Genomic DNA, 19,972 nt, shown 5'->3' with positions numbered 1-19,972 from the left:
AATTCACTTTTTATATGGGAAAGAAACTTACAATCTACATGATTGATGGGACAGAGTACGGTCCTAGATTGGGCGAAATTGGGAATTGGGTAGGGAAGGCCTTATATGCTCAAAGAGCTTCACTCACGAAGATAATTAATCGCGAGGAATTCAATAATCCTGGAATATACTGTTTAAAAGGTGATCCTTCCTCTGAAAGCTATGAAGAAAAAATTTATATAGGAGAAGCCGAAAATGTAGGGAATAGAATCAAGCAACATTTAGTTGATTCTAAAAAGGATTTTAAAGAGATAATATTCTTTACCAGTAAAGATGAACTTCTTACTAAAACCCAAATAAAATACCTGGAATCTCGATTGATTGTAATGGCTATTAAAGCTAAAACAGCTGAGATTGAAAATGGTAATTCCCCTTCATTACCAAGGCTTCACGAAGCTGATATTTCCGATATGGAATATTTTCTTGAGGGAGTGTTAGCTCAACTCTGTCTGCTTCTTCTCCCGGGGGTACCCCCGGGAGAAGAAAATTTTAGTTTTTCGTTTCATTGGTGGCTAAGTCCAACTCTAGCCGACCTTCAAATTTAATAGCTAATTGTTGAACTACCAAACCCCAGTTCTGCAGTGGGGCGTTCCATTTCTTTTCAATTCTTCTGGTAGCTAGGTAAACCAGCTTCAATAGTGCCATATCATTGGTAAAAGCGCCTTTGGTCTTGGTTACTTTTCTTACCTGCCGGTGAAAAGCCTCTACGGCATTTGTGGTGTATATGAGTTTTCTAATGGGTGCGGTATATTCAAAATAAGCACTCAATCGGTCCCAGTTATCATTCCAGGAACGGATCACTATGGGATATCTTTTGCCCCATTTTTCTTCCAGATCCAGTAAAGCCGATTCAGCCTGGTCTTTGGTGTCAGCCTTGTACACCAGTTTAAGGTCTTTCATAAAATCTTTTTGATCCTTACTGGCCACATACTTCATACTATTGCGGATCTGGTGGACAATACATAGCTGAATATCAGTCTTGGGATAAACAGAATGAATGGCTTCACTAAAGCCCGTAAGATTATCCGTACAGGCAATCAGAATATCTTTTAAGCCACGGTTGTTTAATTGGGTCAGCACCTGAAGCCAAAAATTGGCCCCTTCACTTTCCGAGATATACATACCCAGCACTTCCTTTCTTCCAGCTTTATTTATTCCTAAAATATTATACAAGGCCTTGTGCTTTACTTTGCCTTCTTCGCGTACCTTGAAGTGCATCGCGTCGAGCCATAGGATGCAATATACCGGCTCCAAGGGGCGATCCTGCCATTCCTTAACCTTGGGAATCACCCGGTCCGTAATATCACTTAGAACGTGTGTGGATATCTTGGAATCATACATTTCCTCTATATGAGCTGAGATATCCCGCAGGCTATTGCCCATCCCGTACATGCCTATAATCTGCTTTTCTAAATTATCGGCCAGGATACGCTGGCGTTTCGCTACGATCTCCGGCTCAAAGGTACTGTTACGATCCTGGGGCGTGTTAATGGTGACGTCCCCTTGGCTGCTCTTTAGGGTCTTTTTGCCTTTGCCATTACGCTTATTACCTGCTTTTGAGCCTTTTTCTTCATCGGAAAGGTGCGAAGACATTTCTGCTTCCAGGGCCTCTTCCATAAACTCCCTAAGCATTGGAGCAAAAGCGCCGTTTTTGCCGGTTAGGGATTCTCCTGATAAAAATTGTTTTAATGCTTTTTCCTTTAATTCCTTAATCTCTTCTTGTGTCATAATCTAGTCTAAAAATTTTAATTTAATTTTCAAAGTCTAGACAGACTTGAGATTACACCCTCTTTCTTGAACAAATAAAGCTTATACTTCCGGTAATGGGATTTCGTTTTCTAATCTCTTCTACTGCTGAAGATCGATCAGAATCAAATGAGAAATCGGATAAATTAATTAAAGATTCGTTTTTTATAAAATCCAGAAATTTTAATGCCGAAATGTATGAAGATAATCAAGGCTATATTATAAGGAAAGGCTCCCAGGCGAAAAAAAATCTATCTAATTCAATAACTGAAACTTATAGAAAATTAAGAGAAAAACTTATTGATAAAGGTTTGCTAGTATTAAACGGAGATTACTATATTTTCTCTGAAGACACGGTTTTTAATAGTACCAGTGCAGCTTCAAATATTATTCTGGGAAGGCAATCAAACGGACTTGTAGAATGGATCAATAAAAATGGAATTACTTATAAAGACGTGGAGGAAGTGATGAATAATTAATTTGTTCAATTAGCATAAATAAATATCTTATAATTTGAACCTTAGTAATTTCATAGAAAATACTTTAAAAAAACTTATCCCGGCGCCATTTACTTTGGCGGTGCTACTTACTTTAATTACGCTTTTTGTCGCGTTCTTCTTTACGAGAGAAACCAATACTAATTCTGCAATTCAAATCCTTGATTTCTGGCAAACCGGGATGTGGGATCCCGCCCTTATTGTCTTTATGGTGCAAATGATGCTCATTTTGGTTTTGGGACACATTTTAGTACTTAGCAAACCAGTTTCCTGGCTTACAAGCCAACTAACCAAAATTGTGACGAACAATGCAACTGCAGTAATTATCGTATCGGTTTCTACAATGCTGGTGGCATTTTTTAATTGGGGACTGGGATTGATCTTTGGAGCAATTATGGCCAGGAAAGTAGCCGAAGCAGCTTCTGAGCGAGGTTTCAAAATTAATTATCCGTTAATAGGTGCCGCAGGCTATGTTGGTTTGATGGTTTGGCACGGTGGAATGAGCGGAAGCGCACCACTAAAAGCCGCTGAAGACGGCCATTTGGCCAGTCTTTTCCCGGGTGCAGATGCTGCGTTTCTTTCCCAATTACCGAACAATCTTCCTACAGCAAGCACAATTTTTTCTCAATGGAATTTATTGATTTTCGCCGCTTTGTTAATGTTGATTCCACTAACGCTCTATTTACTTTCCAGAGTAAGTGGAACGAAAACTGTGAAAATAGAAGCTGAAACAAAAACTACAAACTTTGCAAAAATCACCGGGGCCGAAAAATTAGACCATTCAAAATGGCTAAGATTAGTATTCGGATTTTTACTACTAGCCGCCTTTTTTGCCAGTTATTCCGAAGAACTTTTAATAGGAAATCTAACTCCAAATATGCTGAATTTCCTAATGCTTTGCTTATGTATTTTGCTGCACGAGTCTTTCGCCTCATTTTTAAAAGCTTTAGAGGAAGCCATTGGGGGAGCGGCGGCAATTTTGATCCAGTTTCCGTTGTATTTTGGGATTATGGGCGTGATGCGTGAAACGGGTTTGGTGAGTGATATTTCAGGGTTTTTTGTAAGTATAGCAACAGATGTTAGTTTACCTGTTTACAGTTGCTTTAGCGCAGGTTTGGTGAATATTTCTGTTCCCAGCGGTGGCGGTCAGTGGGCGGTGCAGGGGCCAATAATTTTAGAAAGTGCTTTAAAACTGGGAGTGCCACTTAATAAAGCCGTTATGGCGCTGTCTTATGGAGACCAGATCACCAATATGTTGCAGCCTTTCTGGGCTTTACCATTACTTGCTATTACAAAACTAAAAGCCCGGGAAATCCTTCCCTATACATTGGTGATGATGGTGGTGGGAACGCTGGTTTATATTACAGGGTTATTATTGGTTTGAGTAATTGAACAAATTGAGAATAACTTGAAAAAACCGATAAAATCAGCTTAAGATTTCTTATTTTATATAAGTATTAAATTTTCTCATTATGGTACCACCACAGAAAAATCCGATAAAAAGACATAAGGCCATGCAGCCTTTAAGTCGTGAACATCACCAGGGGCTTTTGCTTTGCTGGAAGATCAGAAAAGGTTTCGAAACCGGCGTGGAACTTCAACGTATAAAGAATTATACCGATTGGTTCTGGGAAAACCAGCTACAGGAACATTTTAAAATTGAAGAAAAATATGTTTTTCCGGTTTTGGGTGCTCAAGATGTATTGGTAAAACAGGCGCTGGAAGAACATGAACATCTTGCCGCGTTATTCTCTCAGGATACCGAGATATCGTTTGCTCTTGAGATGATTAAAAACGATCTGGAAGGCCATATTAGGTTTGAAGAGCGGGTGCTTTTTAATAAAATCCAGGAAAAAGCTTCAGCAGAAGAACTTCAGCATATTCAGCAACACCACGACAAAGAGATCTCTTGCGGAGTGTGGGAAGATGAATTCTGGAATTAAATTAATCTAAATTGCCGAAAAGTTATGCAGCTTTTTGCAAAGATTGGCTACCTGTTACTTCCTGTTTAAGCCTAAAAACTGTATCTTTTTCGTATGCCATAAAATAATAGATCACAAAAAACAAGAAATACATGATCATTGATTTTTGTCTAAGTATTATCCCAAGATTAGACATTACAAAAGTCATTGCAAAAGAAGTGGTAAAAAATAAGATTAGACTAAGTTTTACGTGACCAGGTGCGGTTTTTAAGAAGCCGAAGAAACTCTTTTTAAACAATTTCCCGAATAGCAATAAATAGATTAGATTTTCTATAGAAACGATTACGCCAAGAATTCCCGGGGCATCAAAAAACAGTGGTCTAAACCAAAAAGTAAAGAATTTCTCTAATAACGAGTAATCTGTCATTGGTACGCCAGAGGTGGCATTATCGAGGCTATTAGAGCGGGTTTCGGTAAAAGAAAGAAAATCGGCAATTAGGTTTTGAGAATTCCCGAGGTTTACCACTTCTAGAATTTGTTTATGAAAAAGCAATAAAATACCGGTAATAGCACCTACAAAAATGGCTTTTTGTTTTAAACTAATCTGATTTTTATTAATAAATATACTCAGCATTCCGGCGCCTGCCAGTAATAAAAACATATGTGGTCTTATAGCAAAAACCAGTAATGATCCTAAAGTTAGACTGTATATTCTGGTTTGAGGTTTTCTAAGTGCATAAGCGAATAACATTAAGCCTAAAAAGATAGGTGCTCCTTTGCCCAGAGATGCCGTCCAGAAGTGCATATTTGGTAAAAAAAGAATCAAAATCAGGAGATCTATTTTCTTAAAGATCTTGATATTTATAGCAATATTTTCTTTGAAAAAGAGGTAAGCATATACAAAGCCCATAAAACCAATCCAGCTGAACAGCAACATCATCATTTCGTAACTGAAACCAAGAAAATTAATAAAAGGATAGGATAGAAAATCTATAAAAGAGGTTCCGGTTTCTAAAAAGCCACTCCAGGTTTTACCTTCCTTTCCCGGTACGCTGAAATAGCGCTTCGAATCTGAAGGGTTAAAAAAGGCATAGGTATAATAAATTCCGGCAAAGATTAAATGATAGTAGAACAGTTTATTCATCAGGGTTGCTGAGAAAAAAGAGTGTTTTTTACTAATCTTTTTAAAAATATACTGATTTACCAAATGAAGAAACGGAATAAGCATTACCGCCTGCAGTAGGTTATGAATTAGGTTTAAATCTGGGGTCATTTTTAAAATCTATTTATCCCCTTAAAACCAATTTTCTTACCTAAAATATTTAATTATGATAGCTTTAAGTTTTATGCTAATAATTAACTGAATTTAAACCTTTTGTGGCACTATATTTTTAAGTTAACAATATTTTCAAAATTAAATACTGTGATATTCTACAGTAGTGTTTCCACAGGTCTGTGGATTTCAACACTAGAATTTAGAATTTAAACCCAAACGTAAAGGTTAACCTTCCGCCATCGTCGCCGTAATAATAGCCTGTATTGGCGGTAAATGCACTAAAACCATTGATCCAGATAGATCCGCCATAGTTGTTTCGCCATTTATCTGAAGTAGAATCTTCAGCCCAAACCCGGCCGTAGTCAAACCCGGCGCTTACTCCAATTTGCAGTGGAATAAAATTAGTTTTAAATCGGCTTATTCCAACTCTAAGATCGGTAGAGTGGTAGAAAGATTGTTTCCCGTTGAAACGTTCCCAACGGTAGGCTCTCAGGTTTTCATTGCCACCAAGGATAGCACCATCATAGTATTCATAATTATCCCCAAAAATAGCTTTACCGCCAACTTTAGTAGCTAAAACGGCAATGCCACTTTCGTGTAACGGATAATCTATAGCCAAAGTTGGACTTACATAGGCAAATTCATTATTGTGCCCGTCAATATTGGTTTTATACCCAGTAGTTATATCAGCTTCAAATCCGCGAGAAGGATAGGCAGGATTATCCCGGTTCTCGTAGTGATAATTTACTTCCCCGCCGGCATAAAGTTGCCGATCAAAAAGATCGTTTTCTTCAGAAAAAGTATTCGCTATAAATCGTTCTTCATCATAAGATACTTCTCTAGACTGTAGCATTGGCTTTGCATAAAAACTTCCACCTGAATTTCCGCGCCAAATTAGGGAAGGGGCAATTTCCCATTGTTCTATTCTAACCCGGTTATAATCCCGGCCATTTTCATCGCGATCGTATTTAGAATTTATTCCTTCCCCAAAATAATTAACTGCAAAATTAGGACTGGTATAGCGAGCCGAAATTCCCAGGTTCCAGTTATAAAAAATATGGGCAAATTCCCCACGGTATCCTACTTCAAATCCATTTGTGGCAAAATAATATGCGGCATCAAAAGTATGTTGCGTATTAAAAGGATTATTGGTGAGGCCATAAGTTGTAAAAGTATCCTTAAGCCCCAGAGATAGACCTTCATCTCCATTATAATCTACCTGCGGCATAATTTTATTCTCACTTTTTTTACGTTTATCGGGATTAAAAGTGTTTATTTCATAATCATCTACCAACCACTTTTTGGAAGCGGAGTTTGTAATCGTATTTTCCTTGCTTTTATGATCAAATAATTTGATCTTTCTCGTATTTTCAAAATCGTAGATATCGTTTTCCTCCCCGCCAATTACATTTATTTTAATCGGTCTATTTCCTTCACCAGTTACTTTGAAGGTATCATCGCCATCAAATCCGTAGATCCAAATTTCTTCGGTAGCTTCAGAATTATATGTATTTCTGAAGTCTTCTTTTCCATCTTCATTGATTAATATAATCTCGGTAATCCCATTCTCTTTTCTTTCAATATTGAAAATATCATCTTCTTCTGTTCCGGTTAATACCTGGAATTCCAAAAGATAATTGTAATAGCGCCTGGCGATATCTTCTAAATTATCTCTTCTCGCTTTTAGATTTGCTTTAATATTTTCGATGGTTTTATCCTGGGCTTCTTCGGGCAAAGCTTCAAAAGCAGTTTCTATTTCTTCGTTGGTAAGTTGAGTTTGAATAAAGTTTAACTGTTCCTGCCAGTCTTCCCAATTTGAATTTTTTAGCAATCTTTGGTCTAACGGATATCCTGAAAGATTAAACCATTTTACATTATCTACGTTATCATCGTAGGTTTCCATCTTTCTCACTAATGGTAAGCCTAATTTTACTAAATCTGGCAGGAAACCATCGTAATTGGGGAATGCAAAATCGCGGTCGCGGGGTATTGGTTTGTAAAGTTCGGTTCCGTCATTCTGGGTATGTAAGGCCCATCGCCATTGGTCGTAATGCCTATCCCAGTCGCCAATTAACATGTCTACTAACCTGTTTTTTATAAATTGCGATTCATCGGCCTGGATATTCTTAGATTCTTTCATTTCTTCCAGAAGGTCCCGGGTGCTAATAATATCTTCGGGAGAGCCAAATCTTTCAAACTCTTTATTTTCATCGCCTACGTGGGCTTCAAACATATAGAGTTCATCCCCGTATTCATCATTATTAAGTCCCAGGGCTTTTTGTTTTGGAATATAGAATATTTGCGGTTTTCCCGCATAAATATCCAGTAAATCGTTGATGTGTTTTAAAGAGTATCGTGCATAGGGGTGCGCACTGGTAAAGAGATCCATCGCATAACGTTGTGCTACGGTATTCTCTATATAATCTTTTATATAATGATCTTTTATTGTATTGGCTTGTAAAAACCGGGTAGCGCTTTTTCGTAAAGCGCGAATGGTAAATTCATTTTCATCATCAGCAATAAAACGCAGAGAGCGAGATTGCATCCCGCCACCTTCTTTTAAAGGTTCGAGGTTTCCCTCCAGGCTATCCAGAAATAGCACGGGAGCTTTTATTTTTGTACTATAAACGTCTCTGTAGAAATCGCCTATAAGAGCTTTGTAAATGCCAGATTTATCGGTTTCTTCCTCAGTATAAATGGAAGCGCTTATGGTGTCGCCAATTTCCTCTTTGGTTTTAAAATCAATTTCACTCCAGTTTGGTTCGTCGCTTTTAAGAGTTTTACTAAAAATTGGATGGTCTGAATCTTCAACACTGAAAAATTCAATAAGCGTTTCATTCTTTTTATAGGCTTTTATTTTAGCATAGCCGCTTTGGGTACTTCCAAAATGTTCATTTTCTTTTCTAATACTTAGTTTTTTGGCTTTTCCGGTGGTTCCGCTTATAATTTGGGGAATGCCGTCGTCTTCTAAATATTGAAGATTTTTATCCAGCCCCGAAAGAAATATTACATTATCGAACTGGCTTGCGAGGGTTTCCAGTCGGCCTCTTAGATAACTCTGTTCTTTACTTTGATAGTCTTGCGAAGAAAAACCGCCAATTTTTTCGAAGAAAGATCTTTTAGAATTGCTCATTACCGGGTGCTGCAGGGATACTATAATAGTTTTTCCGTGGGCATCTTTTATATCGTCTTTAAACTCAGCGAAAAAACGTTCTCTTGTTTTTATATCGCATTTAGAATTCATATTTGGGTGATCGTCCCAGTCTTCTAAATACCAGTGGGTATCTACGGTAATAAGAATAAGATCATCGGTAATATCTTCCTGCTCGATAGGGCAACCATCATCGGGCCAAACTTCTATGTTAGATTGGTTGTCCTGAAGAAAGGACTCGAGGTCGTCTATTCGGTTTTGGCCACCTTTTGTCCATTCGTTACGTCCGGGAGTAAGTACTACTTTACCATTAAATTCACGAACCGCATCTAAAAGATTCTTTTTTAAAAATTGTTGTTGTGCTTCCCTTTCTCCTTCTTCCTCATAACCCTTTGGGGGAAGAAAATTTCCCGGAATTAATAAGGTGGCGTTTTCGTCTTTTTGCGAAGCCTTTACAAGAGCACTTATAATTTTTTGACCTTCACCGGTAAGATCGTTACCAATATTACCCGCCAGGTAAAAAGTATGCTCCAGGGTTTTAGGCTCTGCGGCGCCCGGAGTAACCTGGGCAGTAGCCGATAAAACCGGAATTATAAAAAAAAAGACGAATTTAAAAACACTTGGAATATTTCCCATAAATGCGTAAAACAAATTTTAGTTTGACCAAACATCAAATTTTTGGAAAAAAAGCCATTTAGCAATAGCTTTTAACGCATTATAACAATTGTCTTTAGTAAGTCTTTAACGTTGGTTAACCCGGGAACTAATTTAAATTTCGCTTCTCTATAAAAAAGCGCTTTAGTAATGCTGAAGCTTCTTTTGCTAGTATCCCAGTTTTTACTTCGGTTTTGGGATGCAGTTTTACGCCGGTTTTTCGGTAACCGCGTTGCTCATCTTCCGCCGCGAAAATAAGTTTTGAAATCTGACTCCAATATAAAGCACCCGCGCACATCTGGCAGGGCTCCAGGCTAACGTACATGGTGCAATCTTTAAGATATTTGCCGCCAAGGTAACTGGCAGCTGCGGTTATGGCCTGCATTTCGGCATGAGCGGTAACATCGTTAAGGGTTTCGGTTAAATTATGTCCGCGAGCGATTATTTGATTATTGATTACTACTACAACCCCAACCGGAATTTCGCCTCTTTCAAAAGCTTTTTCGGCTTCCTCCAGGGCTTTTCGCATAAAATATTTGTCGTTGTATGGCTGTAGCATTAAATATCTTTTCTGCGGAAAGATAAAAATTATAAAATTAGGTTCTGAATAAATCCTTGTAAGAAATAACTTTTCAAAGCTTAACTTTGTGCACTATGAACCTCAAGATTTTAGAAGATATTAATTCACCTGAAGACCTGCGGAAACTTCCGGCTGAAAAGTTACAGGAAATTTCAGCAGCGCTCAGGAAATTTATTATAGATATAGTAGCTACTAAAGAAGGCCACCTTGGCGCCAGCCTTGGCGTGGTCGAATTAACAATTGCCCTGCATTATGTTTTTAATACTCCTCAGGATCTTTTGGTATGGGATGTAGGTCACCAGGCTTACGGCCATAAAATTTTAACGGGAAGGCGGGAAAATTTTCATACTAACAGAAGGCTAAACGGAATTAGCGGATTCCCAAAAAGGGAAGAAAGTGAATACGATACTTTTGGGGTAGGGCATTCTTCTACCGCGATCTCAGCAGCCCTGGGAATGGCTATAGCTTCAAACCTGAAAGGTGAATTTAAAAAACACCATATTGCGGTGGTGGGAGATGCATCTATTGCCAGTGGGATGGCTTTTGAAGGATTAAACCACGCGGGAGTAACAAAAGCCAATTTATTGGTGGTGCTCAACGATAATGCTATTGGGATAGATCCCAGCGTTGGCGCTTTAAAACAGTATTTAACTAAAGCGCGAGTTGGTTTTAAGCCCAAACAAAGCAATATTATTGAAGCGCTTAATTTTAAATATTTTGGGCCGGTAGATGGACACGATATTGCGGGATTGCTTGAAGTTTTTGAACAAATGAAACAAATTGAAGGTCCAAAATTCCTTCACGTAATTACCATTAAGGGGAAAGGTTTAAAAAAGGCTGAAGAAGACCAGGTAAAGTATCACGCGCCGGGAAAATTTAAACCCGATACCGGTGAACTTTTACCTTATGATACTGCCGGGCTCCCTTTAAAATACCAGGATGTTTTTGGACTTACTTTGGTAGAATTAGCCAAAAACAATGAAAAAATTATAGGAATCACGCCTGCAATGCCAACCGGGAGTTCTTTAAAATTTATGATGCAGGCTTTTCCAGAGAGGGCGTTTGATGTTGGTATCGCCGAGCAGCATGCAGTAACACTTTCTGCAGGAATGGCTACCCAGGGTTTTAAAGTTTTTTGCGCAATTTATTCAACTTTTTTACAGCGTGCTTACGACCAGGTGATTCACGATGTGGCCATCCAGAAATTGCCGGTAGTTTTTTGCCTGGATAGGGCCGGGCTGGTAGGGGAAGATGGCGCGACACACCACGGAGTATTTGATATTGCTTATTTAAGATGTATTCCAAATATTATAATTGCCGCGCCCAGCGATGAAACCGAACTTAGAAACCTGCTTTATACCGCCCAGCTTGATCTAAAACTCCCAATGGCGATAAGATATCCACGAGGGAGAGGCGTTAAAATAGACTGGGAAACACCTTTTGAAGAAATAGAAATAGGAAAAGCCAGGTGCCTGAAAGAAGGCGATGAAATAGCAGTTTTAAGTATTGGAAATATGGCGCAGAATGCAGCTGAAGCCATAAAGAATATAAAAACAGAAAAAATTGGGCATTTTGATATGCGTTTTGTAAAACCACTGGATGAAGAGCTACTGCATATAATCTTTAAAAAACACAAAGCCTTTATCACTATTGAAGATGGGACGGTAACTGGCGGCTTTGGGAGTGCGATTTTAGAATTTGCTGCAAAACACGATTATAAAGCTAAAATTAAGAATTTAGGTTTGCCAGATGAATTTATTGAACAGGGAAATATTAATGAATTACAAGAAATTGCGAAAATTAGCGTTGAATATATTGAGGAAGAAATAGTGTCTCTTCTTCAAAATCTTTAATTTTACCATTCCGAAAAATCTAAATTAACTAATGAAAACCAAAGTCTTATGTCTTTTAGCCTGTTTAATTTACTTAACAACAACCGCCAACAATTCCATTTCCGATTACTATTTTGACATTTATAGCGATACTATAAAACCTTCAGATTCTATTAAAGTGGTACAGGATACTACCGAGGTAGATTCTATTGTAGTGACGTTTTGGACAGAAAAGAATGAAGTTGGAGTGAACTTAAGCGAGGTTGCTTTTATTAACTGGAACGCCGGTGGGAATAATTCAATTTCGGCATTGGTACACGGTAATGTAGAGCGCAATTATAAAAAAGATGATCTTTATTGGCGTAACCGAGGCACAGTGCGGTATGGTATAAATTCCCAGGAGGGACAGAAGCTTAGAAAAACCGAAGATGAGTTGCGTTTAAATTCATCTTTTGGATATAGAAAAGATTCGGTTTCCAATTGGTTCTATTCAGCAAAATTCAACTTTAACACGCAATTTACAAACGGTTATAAATATCCTGACACCGATAGTCCTATCTCTAAATTTATGGCTCCTGGTTATTTATTTCTTGGTATTGGTACTGAATATTCAGATCCCGTAGAAGATTTTATGGTATATATTTCACCCGTAACGCAAAAATCAACTTTTGTACTCGATCAAAGATTGGCTAATGAAGGTATGTTTGGTGTTACTGGTGCCGTAAGGGATACACTAGGAAATATTATAGAAGAAGGGGAAAATGTGAGAACTGAATTTGGTTTTCTGGTAACCAGTGATTTTTCAAAAGAAGTTTTTGAAAATGTTGAGCTAGACAATCAATTAAGCCTGTATTCAGACTATCTCAATAAATTTGGGAATATTGATGTGGAATGGCAGTTAAACGTGAATCTAAAAGTAAACGATTTTATAAAAGCTAATGTTGGTTCTCATTTGCGTTATGACGACGATGTGAAATTTAAGGAAGACACCAATGGCGATGGAGAATTGGAAACCACAGGACCCCGCGTGCAGTTTAAGCAAATGCTGGGGGTGGGACTCGTCTATGAGTTTTAAAGAGGCCGGCTGTTTAAGCCGGCATTTTCTTATAATTTAATTCCTCCTTTATATTTTTCAAAAGAAGCAACGGTAAAACCATCAGTCAACGAAGCGGTGTGCGAGCAAATTTCCAATAAGCGCCGGTAAACCGAATTCTCATCCTGTAGATAAGCTAAATTTGGAACCGATTTTAATACCAGTTTATTAAAATTAGAATTTTCTTCTGCTTTGTGCGAAAGTAAAGCTTCGGTATAAGTATCTAAAAGGTGCGAAAGCATTTTATAGCCGGCAATTTCTTTGCTAATTACCTCTTCACTCTGGTAGATTTTTTCAATACTAATTTTAATAATATCGTCTATTTGAGCTTCGTATTTGCTCTTATCTAATAATCCCTGATGAAAATTTCCCGCAAGAATTGCATCTTCATTCTTTAAAAAAGTTTCTACCGCTTCGGTAATTAATGTATTTATGGCCAGGGCTCTTAGGTAACTTAACCTATCTGCTGTATTGGTGAGGCTATTATATTTGCCGGTGTTTATATTGTCTTTTACCAGTTTTATAAGATATTCCAGCGCATAATCTTCATCTATAAGTCCCAGGTTAATACCGTCTTCAAAATCTATTATGGTATAACAAATATCATCGGCTGCTTCTACCAGGAATGCCAGCGGATGCCGGTAATAACTCACATCGCCGTCTTTTCCGGTTTTTAGTAAGCCGAGTTCGGTAGCAACCTCTTCAAAAATTTCTTTTTCGGTCTGGAAAAACCCAAATTTTTTATCGGCTATATTTTGCGTGGGTTTATGTGGTAAAGATTCTTTAGGATACTTTATAAAAGCTCCCAAAGTAGCATAAGAAAGCCGAAGCCCCCCGGCGATGCCCGGTTTGTTTTGGGTAAGGATTTTAAAACCGTTGGCGTTCCCTTCAAATTTTACAAGATCCTGATATTCTTTTGGGGAAAGTTCATCTTTGAAGCGTTTTCCATTACCGTGACTAAAATATTCCCCGATAGCTTTTTCTCCTGAATGGCCAAAAGGCGGATTCCCAATATCGTGAGCCAATGCCGCAGCGGCAACAATAGCTCCAAAATCATTCATTCTATAAGCGTGGCTTTTTTCAAGTTGCGGATGTTTTTCCAGAATTTTTTGTCCTGCCAGTCTACCTAAAGATCGGCCAACTACTGAAACTTCCAGGCTATGCGTTAAGCGGGTATGCACAAAGTCGGTTTTAGAAAGCGGAATTACCTGAGTTTTATCCTGCAAACTTCTAAAAGCCGATGAGAAAATAATACGGTCGTAATCTACCTCAAAACCTAATCGGGTTTCGTTTTGCTCTTTTCGTAAACGTTTATGAGTGTCTCCAAAACGTTTTAAGGAAAGAAGTTGCTCCCAGTTCATCATAATTTAGTGTTGTTTAAAATCGAATTTGTAATTCCTCTTCAAAAATAGAAAAAGCCTTAAGAATATTGGCCGGTTGAGGAAACTTTGCTGGAAGTACTTTCCTGAAGAGTTTATTTCAGGCTGGGGAAGATTTAAAAATTGTATAAGGGTAATAAAGACGCCGGTTAATAAAAAACTGAAACAGCGTCACATTGGGGAGCATGACGCCGGTTCCAGTTTCTACAAATCAGTTTTTTTACTGATTTTATTAAAATCTTTATCTGTTTTATTAGTTTGAGAAAAATCTTTTGCTCGCTTATTTACTAAGTTTTCTTTCGCTAAATGTTCTTCTTTTAAGCTTCGGTTTAGCATTAAATCGGTAAACAACCTTCGGCCTTCATACTCCAGGTATTCGGTTAGAGATTTCGTTTTTAGCCCAATTAAATCTAAAGGAAGATATTTAGCAATGAATTCTTTTTCTATAGCTACGGCTTCACCAATAATTTGCTGTATTTTTTTATCTGAAATTTCCTCTAAAAGATGATCTCTAAATAATTGCGTTGTGAAATCGCGATGCAGGGCTTTATCCCGGTAAATCGTTTCGTAGGTGTAACAAAGCCCCGGTATTAAACCGCAATTTTTTATCCAGAAAATAGTAGCAAAACTACTGTAGGAAAAGATACTTTTTGCTGTGGCAAGAGCTACTAATTTTTCAGCAAAAGAAGTACTGTTTGACCATTTTTGTATCCATTCTTCCCTGGCAGCAGTAGCAGGGATTTCTTCAATTTCTTTAAAAATTTCTTCTTGTTGGGTTGTATTAAAAAGGGAATTTAAACACATACTATAAGCTTCTGTATGTGTATTTTCCATGACGAGTTGCAGATCGAGAAAGGATCGGGCTTCAGGAAAATTAATTTTTTTGCTAACTTTTCTGGTTAACCCACTTAGGTTTTTTTCTGAAGAAAGTATTAAACAGAGTATTTTATTTAGAAACAGGCGTTTTTCATCATTTAATTCCTGCCAGGCTAATAAATCTTTTTGAATATCTATTTGTCCCGAAGTCCAGAAGTTAGCTTCAATAGCTTTATAGGCATCCCAGATATCGTTGTGTTTCACAGGAAATATTACAAATCTGTCTTTGTTGTCCCGTAGCAAGGGTTCCTGTTTACTCATTTATGTGGGGGGTTACTGTTTATTTTATTAATTCAGTAACAAATATTAGAAAAATTTATCGTTCTGCTAATATGCTTTGTTTAATTTTTTTCTAAAGTTTTCAACACAAAAAACTAATTACAAGCAGTTTGTGTAGCCTGATACTACTAGTGCCGCGAAATTTATAAATTATGAATGTTGAAAAGTAGGTGATAAAACAAATGTTAAATTTTACAAGCGAAAGACTTCCCGTGGTATAAATTAGAATATTATTTTTCGGCTGAAAAATACCAGTTTATTTCTGATGGGATATTTTTAATGAGTTGAATCTCGGTTGTTTTAGGATAGATTTGTCCGGTAGAATCTTCAAAAACTTCAGTAATGTGATATTCAATAAGATTCCAGCCTTTTTTCAAATCTAAAGAGTAAGTTTTTGCAGCTTTAAAACTTTCATTTTCGGCTTGTGTGAAAGTAGTGGTGTTACAAGTACCTTTTACCGTTGCAGGTTCATCGAGATATGTCCACTCCAAATATTTGCCGGTGGTGCTATTTTCTTCGCTATTTGAAAAGAAAAAATCTGCAATAGCTTTATTGGAAGCGGGCATAAGTATGCCCAAAATTTCTTTCTCATTTTTAAACACCACAAGCTGTTTGGGTAAACTGCTAAGATTGGTGTCCCCATTTTTATAGGTTAAATCGCCAGAAAAGCAGGAGAAAGTTTTGGAAACGGTTTTTAAGGAAGCCTTCCAACCTTCAGGGGATTTTTCCTGTTCTTTCTCCATTTGTTCTTTCATTTTTTGAAGAAAATTAGGCTGCAGTTCAATGCTTAGATTTCCGTTTTTATCTATGCTGCCAAATTTTTGGGTGCTTCCGGATATAAAATCCAGCACTCCAATTTTGGCAGTGCCATATTCCCAGTTTTCAACATTAGCTTCAATGGTATTTTGAGAAATAGCATTGAAGCTAAATAGAAAACAGGTAAATAAGCTTATGGTTAATGCTTTCATTTTTTAGATATTGGCAAACCATTTCTCAAACTGGTGCCCTAAAATGGGAACCGTTTTTGTTTTATGATTAACGGCATTAATAAGCCCCATAATCCATAAATACAGCAAGAAAATTGAACCGAGAAAACTTAGAATCCATCCAAGAATTGGGATCATTCCAATTATAAAAAGTCCTAAACTAATTATTACCAATCCCAGGGATTGTTTAATATGAAATGCTGCAAATTCGTCTTTTTTATCATTGTTTAAAACAAAAGCTACCACCAGGCCGATAATGGTTAAATAAGCAATAATAGCTATCGTTTTAGGATCAAAAGTGCTGTTCGCTTCGTGGCTGTGGTGTGTCTCTGAATTTTCCATAATTCTATTTTTTATTTCGATGTGCCAAGGGCATTATAGTTTTCCTTGTTTATTGTAAAAGATTTTTTCTCCAGTCCGGTACATCGCATATTGGTGTTATGATCGGGATTATTTTTATCTACCATTAGCATTTCCATCATTAAAGCATCGCCATCCTCCAGCCAGTCTGCATTCCAACCTTTTGGAATATTGCTTTTCTTATCACTATACATATTTGCGAAGCTAATGGGAGCTTCCCTGGTAAGATAAAAGGTGAATTTGTGTTCTTCTGTTTCGGTTTCATAACCCTGGCATTCGTAACCCAGGATATTTTTTGTCCCTATTTTCTTTAATTCTGAATTTTCATAAGGATTCGTTGCTTCTTCTTCTGTATTGGTTTTACTGGCGGTAATAAAATTCGTGTCATCAGAAGATAGATACATAACTGTGAGTTTCCTATCCATATCCAGCACCATAAACATACCTTCAGCTTGCGGCACCCGCATTCCGAAATAGGGAGCATCCTCCTTAAGAAGGTAAGTCATATCTACCTTTCCATCTTTAGTTTCCATATTCAACTGGTATTCCCAGTTAAAATCGTAAGATTGTGGAACCTCACTAATATCTACACGGTTTGCGCCCATTGGGATAGGGCTGTTTTTGAGATTGGTTTCCCACATTTTGTTGAGGGACTTGTTGGCTTCATTAGCAGCTTTATCTGAAATATTTTCGGTTACTGCGTGTTCAACTTTTTTTTCTACTTTTTCTTTTAATTTCTTTAGAAACTGGGCCTCTGTAGTAGAAATACAAAGTAAAAGAGAGCACCCTAATAAGATGAGTTTTTTCATAATATAAATTTTAGGTTATAAAATAAACTGTAAGCGAAAGCTTACGGGTAGGGGCGAAATTGAAAATAATGTAGGGAATAATTAACTACCGGTTTTAGGGATAATACCGATTTATTTCGGGGCGAAATTCAAAATTGAAGTTACAAAATCTTTTAGAATATTTAAAATAATATCCTGAAAATCAATTGTGTGGGTGGGAATCCCAGTGTTTAAAGGTCTTTTGCAGCTGCTTCTAATTGATTGTACCAATCTTCGCCAAATTTTCTTATAAGAGCGTCTTTAGTGAATTTATAAACTGGCACCTGAAGTTCGGCTCCCAGGCTACAGGCATCATCACAAATTTGCCATTTATGATAGTTTACTGCAGAGAATTCTGTGTATTCCTGGATTCTTATGGGGTATAAGTGGCAGGAAATAGGTTTTTTAAAATCAATATCGCCCTGGTTGTAAGCTTCTTCAATTCCGCATAGGGCAATGCCATTATCATCAAAAGTGACGTAGGCACAATCGGCGCCATCTATTAACGGGGTTTCAATTTCATCAAGATCAGTGGTGATGTAAGTGCCTTGTTTTTCTATGGCATCTATTCCTTTTTGCCTCAAATAAGGTTTTACTTTTGGGTAGATTTCGTCTAGAATTTGACGTTCCTCTGGAGTTACCGGCGCACCGGCATCGCCATCTACACAGCAGGCACCTTTGCAGGCCGAGAGGTTACACACAAAATCTTTGGTTAAGATCTCTTCTGAAACTATGGTTTTTCCTATTTGAAACATGCCGCAAATATAAATTTAACTTGCTTGATAGGGAAAGTTTTACGCAATAATTCTATTATGAATTTTTTAAATTGAAATTTATTTTATCCAGAGATAATTGCAGAAATGAATAACCGAAATTATAAATCCCGGTATTACTAATGAAAAAGCTGAGGTTTTTAAAAAGCAAATCCGATCCCTATGTTTGCCATAAGACCAGAGAATAGTAAATTGTAAGGTGTTACTTCAGAATCAAATTCGAATTTTATGGTTTCCCGACTGCCATCATTATAAACTTTTGTAGCTTCTACATTCTCGGGTAAAGAGGAGAAGGAGTAACCCACTTCTGGTCTAAAGTAGAATAACCCACCGAGTTTCGCGCCTAGCTTAATATTTATTGATCCATGTGAGCTATCTATAATGTCCCTGGAATCTTCATAATGAACTGTTCCTTTAATATTGATATTTCCATAGCTCAAACCGCCGTATAAACCTCTGCCTGGTTTAAATAAGTAGTAATTAAGTCCACCTTCAATATAAGTATAATCAAGTTCATTGTTTTCAGAGGCGTTTTCTTCTTCAATTAGCCAATCAGATTTTATAGTAGAATAATCTATACTAACCGCCAGTTTTTCGTTAAGAAGGGGCGTGACATATTCGAGATTTCCGCCTATAATATTTGGAAATCCAACTTTTGCTCCAATCCTAAACGGTCTCAGCTTTCTTTCCTTTGATGAATCTTCATTTATAGATAGATTCCTGCGCGTTGATATTTCCACTACCGAGCATAATTGCGCAAATAATTAGAATGTTTAAACTTGTTTTCATCTTTAAAAATTTACAGATATAATTAAAAGAATGTCTTCCATATTAATCAGAAAAAAAGTACTCGAATCAGGGGATTTGGTGTGGGGATATTTAAAAATATGCTGATCTGTAAATTGTTACAATACCTGATAATGAGTATTTTTTGACAAATCTTATGCAAAAATTTCAGCGGTTTTATTTAATAGCAATTAGTGTTGAGAGGCTTAAAAAAATTAGCTCAATTTTAATAAAAATTTTACTTGTTAATTCCTTGATGCTGTGTTTTTAAAATTTAATTTTGCGCAAAATTTTCAAAAAGTGAGTTATGTGGAAATTGCTCGACGCAAAACAGATTTTTACCGCCGGAATGATTCTTTTCGCGGTAATTGATATTATTGGAAGTATCCCTATTATTATAGACCTGCGTAAAAAAGTAGGTCATATTCAAAGTGAAAAGGCTTCAGTGGTCGCGGGAGTGATTATGATTGTTTTCCTTTTTGTTGGAAAAGAGATTTTGAATCTAATTGGAATAGATGTAAACTCTTTTGCCGTGGCAGGAGCGTTTATCTTGTTTTTCCTTGCCCTGGAAATGATATTGGGGATTACACTTTATAAGGATGATGAACCAGAAACCGCCTCTGTGGTGCCTTTGGCATTTCCTTTAATTGCCGGGGCAGGTACACTTACCACCCTTGTTTCGCTTCAGGCAGAATATGAAGCGGTAAATATCATTGTAGCTATACTTATCAATATTATCTTTGTATACATTGTACTAAAATCTTCTACCAAAATGGAAAGAGTTTTAGGCAGCCAGGGAATTAGTGTAATTAGAAAAGTATTCGGTGTAATTTTATTGGCTATTGCCGTAAAATTGTTCGCCACTAACATTCAGAGTTTATTTTCATGAAGTTATTTATTTATACCGTAATTTTTT

General features: G+C 37.1%; 18 protein-coding genes. 7 read left to right on the top strand and 11 right to left on the bottom strand.

The annotated features are described in order from the left end of the window. Positions 1-14: 14 nt before the first annotated feature. Entirely contained in the window at positions 15-584 is a 570-nt protein-coding gene (locus tag B5488_RS10975) for a GIY-YIG nuclease family protein (protein ID WP_197686252.1), read from the top strand. Here B5488_RS10975 and B5488_RS10970 read toward each other — a convergent pair. Then, complete coding sequence (locus B5488_RS10970; RefSeq protein ID WP_079733433.1) at positions 529-1,767, bottom strand: IS256 family transposase; 1,239 nt, start codon at positions 1,765-1,767, stop codon at positions 529-531. The genes B5488_RS10975 and B5488_RS10970 overlap by 56 nt on opposite strands. A gap of 95 nt (positions 1,768-1,862) precedes the next feature. Here B5488_RS10970 and B5488_RS10965 point away from each other — a divergent pair, with 95 nt between their 5' ends. From B5488_RS10965 to B5488_RS10955, 3 genes are all read left to right on the top strand, one after another. After that, entirely contained in the window at positions 1,863-2,264 is a 402-nt protein-coding gene (locus B5488_RS10965) for a DUF4357 domain-containing protein (protein WP_079735301.1), read from the top strand. A gap of 34 nt (positions 2,265-2,298) precedes the next feature. Then, positions 2,299-3,666: a short-chain fatty acid transporter gene (locus tag B5488_RS10960; protein WP_079735300.1), complete on the top strand. Its 1,368-nt coding sequence runs from the start codon at positions 2,299-2,301 to the stop codon at positions 3,664-3,666. A gap of 88 nt (positions 3,667-3,754) precedes the next feature. Next, positions 3,755-4,225, top strand: coding sequence for a hemerythrin domain-containing protein (locus tag B5488_RS10955; RefSeq protein WP_197686250.1), 471 nt, complete (start codon positions 3,755-3,757; stop codon positions 4,223-4,225). Between the two features lie 22 nt (positions 4,226-4,247). Here the strand turns inward: B5488_RS10955 and B5488_RS10950 are convergent, their stop codons facing one another. The 3 genes from B5488_RS10950 to B5488_RS10940 form a co-directional block, all read right to left on the bottom strand. Next, the gene (locus B5488_RS10950; RefSeq protein WP_079735299.1) at positions 4,248-5,477 is read right to left on the bottom strand and encodes a hypothetical protein; all 1,230 of its coding nucleotides are present in this window, start codon (positions 5,475-5,477) and stop codon (positions 4,248-4,250) included. A 202-nt stretch (positions 5,478-5,679) separates the two neighbouring features. Beyond that, positions 5,680-9,267 carry a BamA/TamA family outer membrane protein gene (locus B5488_RS10945; RefSeq protein ID WP_079735298.1) on the bottom strand — a complete coding sequence of 1,196 codons (3,588 nt, stop codon included), beginning with the start codon at positions 9,265-9,267 and terminating at the stop codon, positions 5,680-5,682. Positions 9,268-9,394: 127 nt separating this feature from the next. After that, positions 9,395-9,844 carry a nucleoside deaminase gene (locus B5488_RS10940; protein WP_079735297.1) on the bottom strand — a complete coding sequence of 150 codons (450 nt, stop codon included), beginning with the start codon at positions 9,842-9,844 and terminating at the stop codon, positions 9,395-9,397. A 95-nt stretch (positions 9,845-9,939) separates the two neighbouring features. Between B5488_RS10940 and dxs the strand changes: the two genes are divergently transcribed. After that, the gene (dxs, locus tag B5488_RS10935) at positions 9,940-11,718 is read left to right on the top strand and encodes a 1-deoxy-D-xylulose-5-phosphate synthase (RefSeq protein ID WP_079735296.1); all 1,779 of its coding nucleotides are present in this window, start codon (positions 9,940-9,942) and stop codon (positions 11,716-11,718) included. 31 nt (positions 11,719-11,749) lie between these two features. Beyond that, a complete protein-coding gene (locus B5488_RS10930; RefSeq protein WP_079735295.1) occupies positions 11,750-12,772 on the top strand; it encodes a DUF3078 domain-containing protein in 1,023 nt (340 codons plus the stop codon). A gap of 29 nt (positions 12,773-12,801) precedes the next feature. Here B5488_RS10930 and B5488_RS10925 read toward each other — a convergent pair whose 3' ends face one another. The 7 genes from B5488_RS10925 to B5488_RS10895 all read right to left on the bottom strand — a co-directional run bounded on the left by B5488_RS10925 (position 12,802) and on the right by B5488_RS10895 (position 19,010). Beyond that, on the bottom strand, positions 12,802-14,151 hold the full coding sequence (locus B5488_RS10925; RefSeq protein ID WP_079736590.1) for a deoxyguanosinetriphosphate triphosphohydrolase: 1,350 nt from the start codon (positions 14,149-14,151) through the stop codon (positions 12,802-12,804). 222 nt (positions 14,152-14,373) lie between these two features. Beyond that, entirely contained in the window at positions 14,374-15,306 is a 933-nt protein-coding gene (locus B5488_RS10920) for a ribonucleotide-diphosphate reductase subunit beta (RefSeq protein WP_079735294.1), read from the bottom strand. Positions 15,307-15,554: 248 nt separating this feature from the next. Beyond that, positions 15,555-16,292 carry a hypothetical protein gene (locus tag B5488_RS10915; protein ID WP_079735293.1) on the bottom strand — a complete coding sequence of 246 codons (738 nt, stop codon included), beginning with the start codon at positions 16,290-16,292 and terminating at the stop codon, positions 15,555-15,557. 3 nt (positions 16,293-16,295) lie between these two features. Then, positions 16,296-16,652: a DUF4870 domain-containing protein gene (locus B5488_RS10910; RefSeq protein ID WP_079735292.1), complete on the bottom strand. Its 357-nt coding sequence runs from the start codon at positions 16,650-16,652 to the stop codon at positions 16,296-16,298. 11 nt (positions 16,653-16,663) lie between these two features. Next, positions 16,664-17,479 carry a DUF4412 domain-containing protein gene (locus tag B5488_RS10905; protein WP_079735291.1) on the bottom strand — a complete coding sequence of 272 codons (816 nt, stop codon included), beginning with the start codon at positions 17,477-17,479 and terminating at the stop codon, positions 16,664-16,666. A gap of 209 nt (positions 17,480-17,688) precedes the next feature. Beyond that, positions 17,689-18,252: a DUF3109 family protein gene (locus B5488_RS10900; protein WP_079735290.1), complete on the bottom strand. Its 564-nt coding sequence runs from the start codon at positions 18,250-18,252 to the stop codon at positions 17,689-17,691. Between the two features lie 158 nt (positions 18,253-18,410). Continuing rightward, positions 18,411-19,010: a hypothetical protein gene (locus tag B5488_RS10895; RefSeq protein WP_079735289.1), complete on the bottom strand. Its 600-nt coding sequence runs from the start codon at positions 19,008-19,010 to the stop codon at positions 18,411-18,413. Between the two features lie 353 nt (positions 19,011-19,363). Between B5488_RS10895 and B5488_RS10890 the strand changes: the two genes are divergently transcribed. Then, positions 19,364-19,945 (top strand): MarC family protein, encoded by a 582-nt coding sequence (locus B5488_RS10890; protein ID WP_172840001.1) that lies wholly within the window; start codon positions 19,364-19,366, stop codon positions 19,943-19,945. Positions 19,946-19,972: the final 27 nt, after the last annotated feature.

Source organism: Salegentibacter salegens (assembly GCF_900142975.1).
GTDB lineage: Bacteria > Bacteroidota > Bacteroidia > Flavobacteriales > Flavobacteriaceae > Salegentibacter > Salegentibacter salegens.
This window is presented reverse-complemented; position numbering and strand designations above follow the sequence as displayed.

Bases quoted from the DNA above. Each gene is read 5' to 3' on its own strand.
- B5488_RS10975 (WP_197686252.1), top strand. From the start codon at position 15: ATGGGAAAGAAACTTACAATCTACATGATTGATGGGACAGAGTACGGT.
- B5488_RS10970 (WP_079733433.1), bottom strand. From the start codon at position 1,767: ATGACACAAGAAGAGATTAAGGAATTAAAGGAAAAAGCATTAAAACAA.
- B5488_RS10965 (WP_079735301.1), top strand. From the start codon at position 1,863: ATGGGATTTCGTTTTCTAATCTCTTCTACTGCTGAAGATCGATCAGAA.
- B5488_RS10955 (WP_197686250.1), top strand. From the start codon at position 3,755: ATGGTACCACCACAGAAAAATCCGATAAAAAGACATAAGGCCATGCAG.
- B5488_RS10950 (WP_079735299.1), bottom strand. From the start codon at position 5,477: ATGACCCCAGATTTAAACCTAATTCATAACCTACTGCAGGCGGTAATG.
- B5488_RS10945 (WP_079735298.1), bottom strand. From the start codon at position 9,267: ATGGGAAATATTCCAAGTGTTTTTAAATTCGTCTTTTTTTTTATAATT.
- B5488_RS10940 (WP_079735297.1), bottom strand. From the start codon at position 9,844: ATGCTACAGCCATACAACGACAAATATTTTATGCGAAAAGCCCTGGAG.
- dxs (WP_079735296.1), top strand. From the start codon at position 9,940: ATGAACCTCAAGATTTTAGAAGATATTAATTCACCTGAAGACCTGCGG.
- B5488_RS10930 (WP_079735295.1), top strand. From the start codon at position 11,750: ATGAAAACCAAAGTCTTATGTCTTTTAGCCTGTTTAATTTACTTAACA.
- B5488_RS10925 (WP_079736590.1), bottom strand. From the start codon at position 14,151: ATGAACTGGGAGCAACTTCTTTCCTTAAAACGTTTTGGAGACACTCAT.
- B5488_RS10920 (WP_079735294.1), bottom strand. From the start codon at position 15,306: ATGAGTAAACAGGAACCCTTGCTACGGGACAACAAAGACAGATTTGTA.
- B5488_RS10915 (WP_079735293.1), bottom strand. From the start codon at position 16,292: ATGAAAGCATTAACCATAAGCTTATTTACCTGTTTTCTATTTAGCTTC.
- B5488_RS10910 (WP_079735292.1), bottom strand. From the start codon at position 16,652: ATGGAAAATTCAGAGACACACCACAGCCACGAAGCGAACAGCACTTTT.
- B5488_RS10905 (WP_079735291.1), bottom strand. From the start codon at position 17,479: ATGAAAAAACTCATCTTATTAGGGTGCTCTCTTTTACTTTGTATTTCT.
- B5488_RS10900 (WP_079735290.1), bottom strand. From the start codon at position 18,252: ATGTTTCAAATAGGAAAAACCATAGTTTCAGAAGAGATCTTAACCAAA.
- B5488_RS10890 (WP_172840001.1), top strand. From the start codon at position 19,364: ATGTGGAAATTGCTCGACGCAAAACAGATTTTTACCGCCGGAATGATT.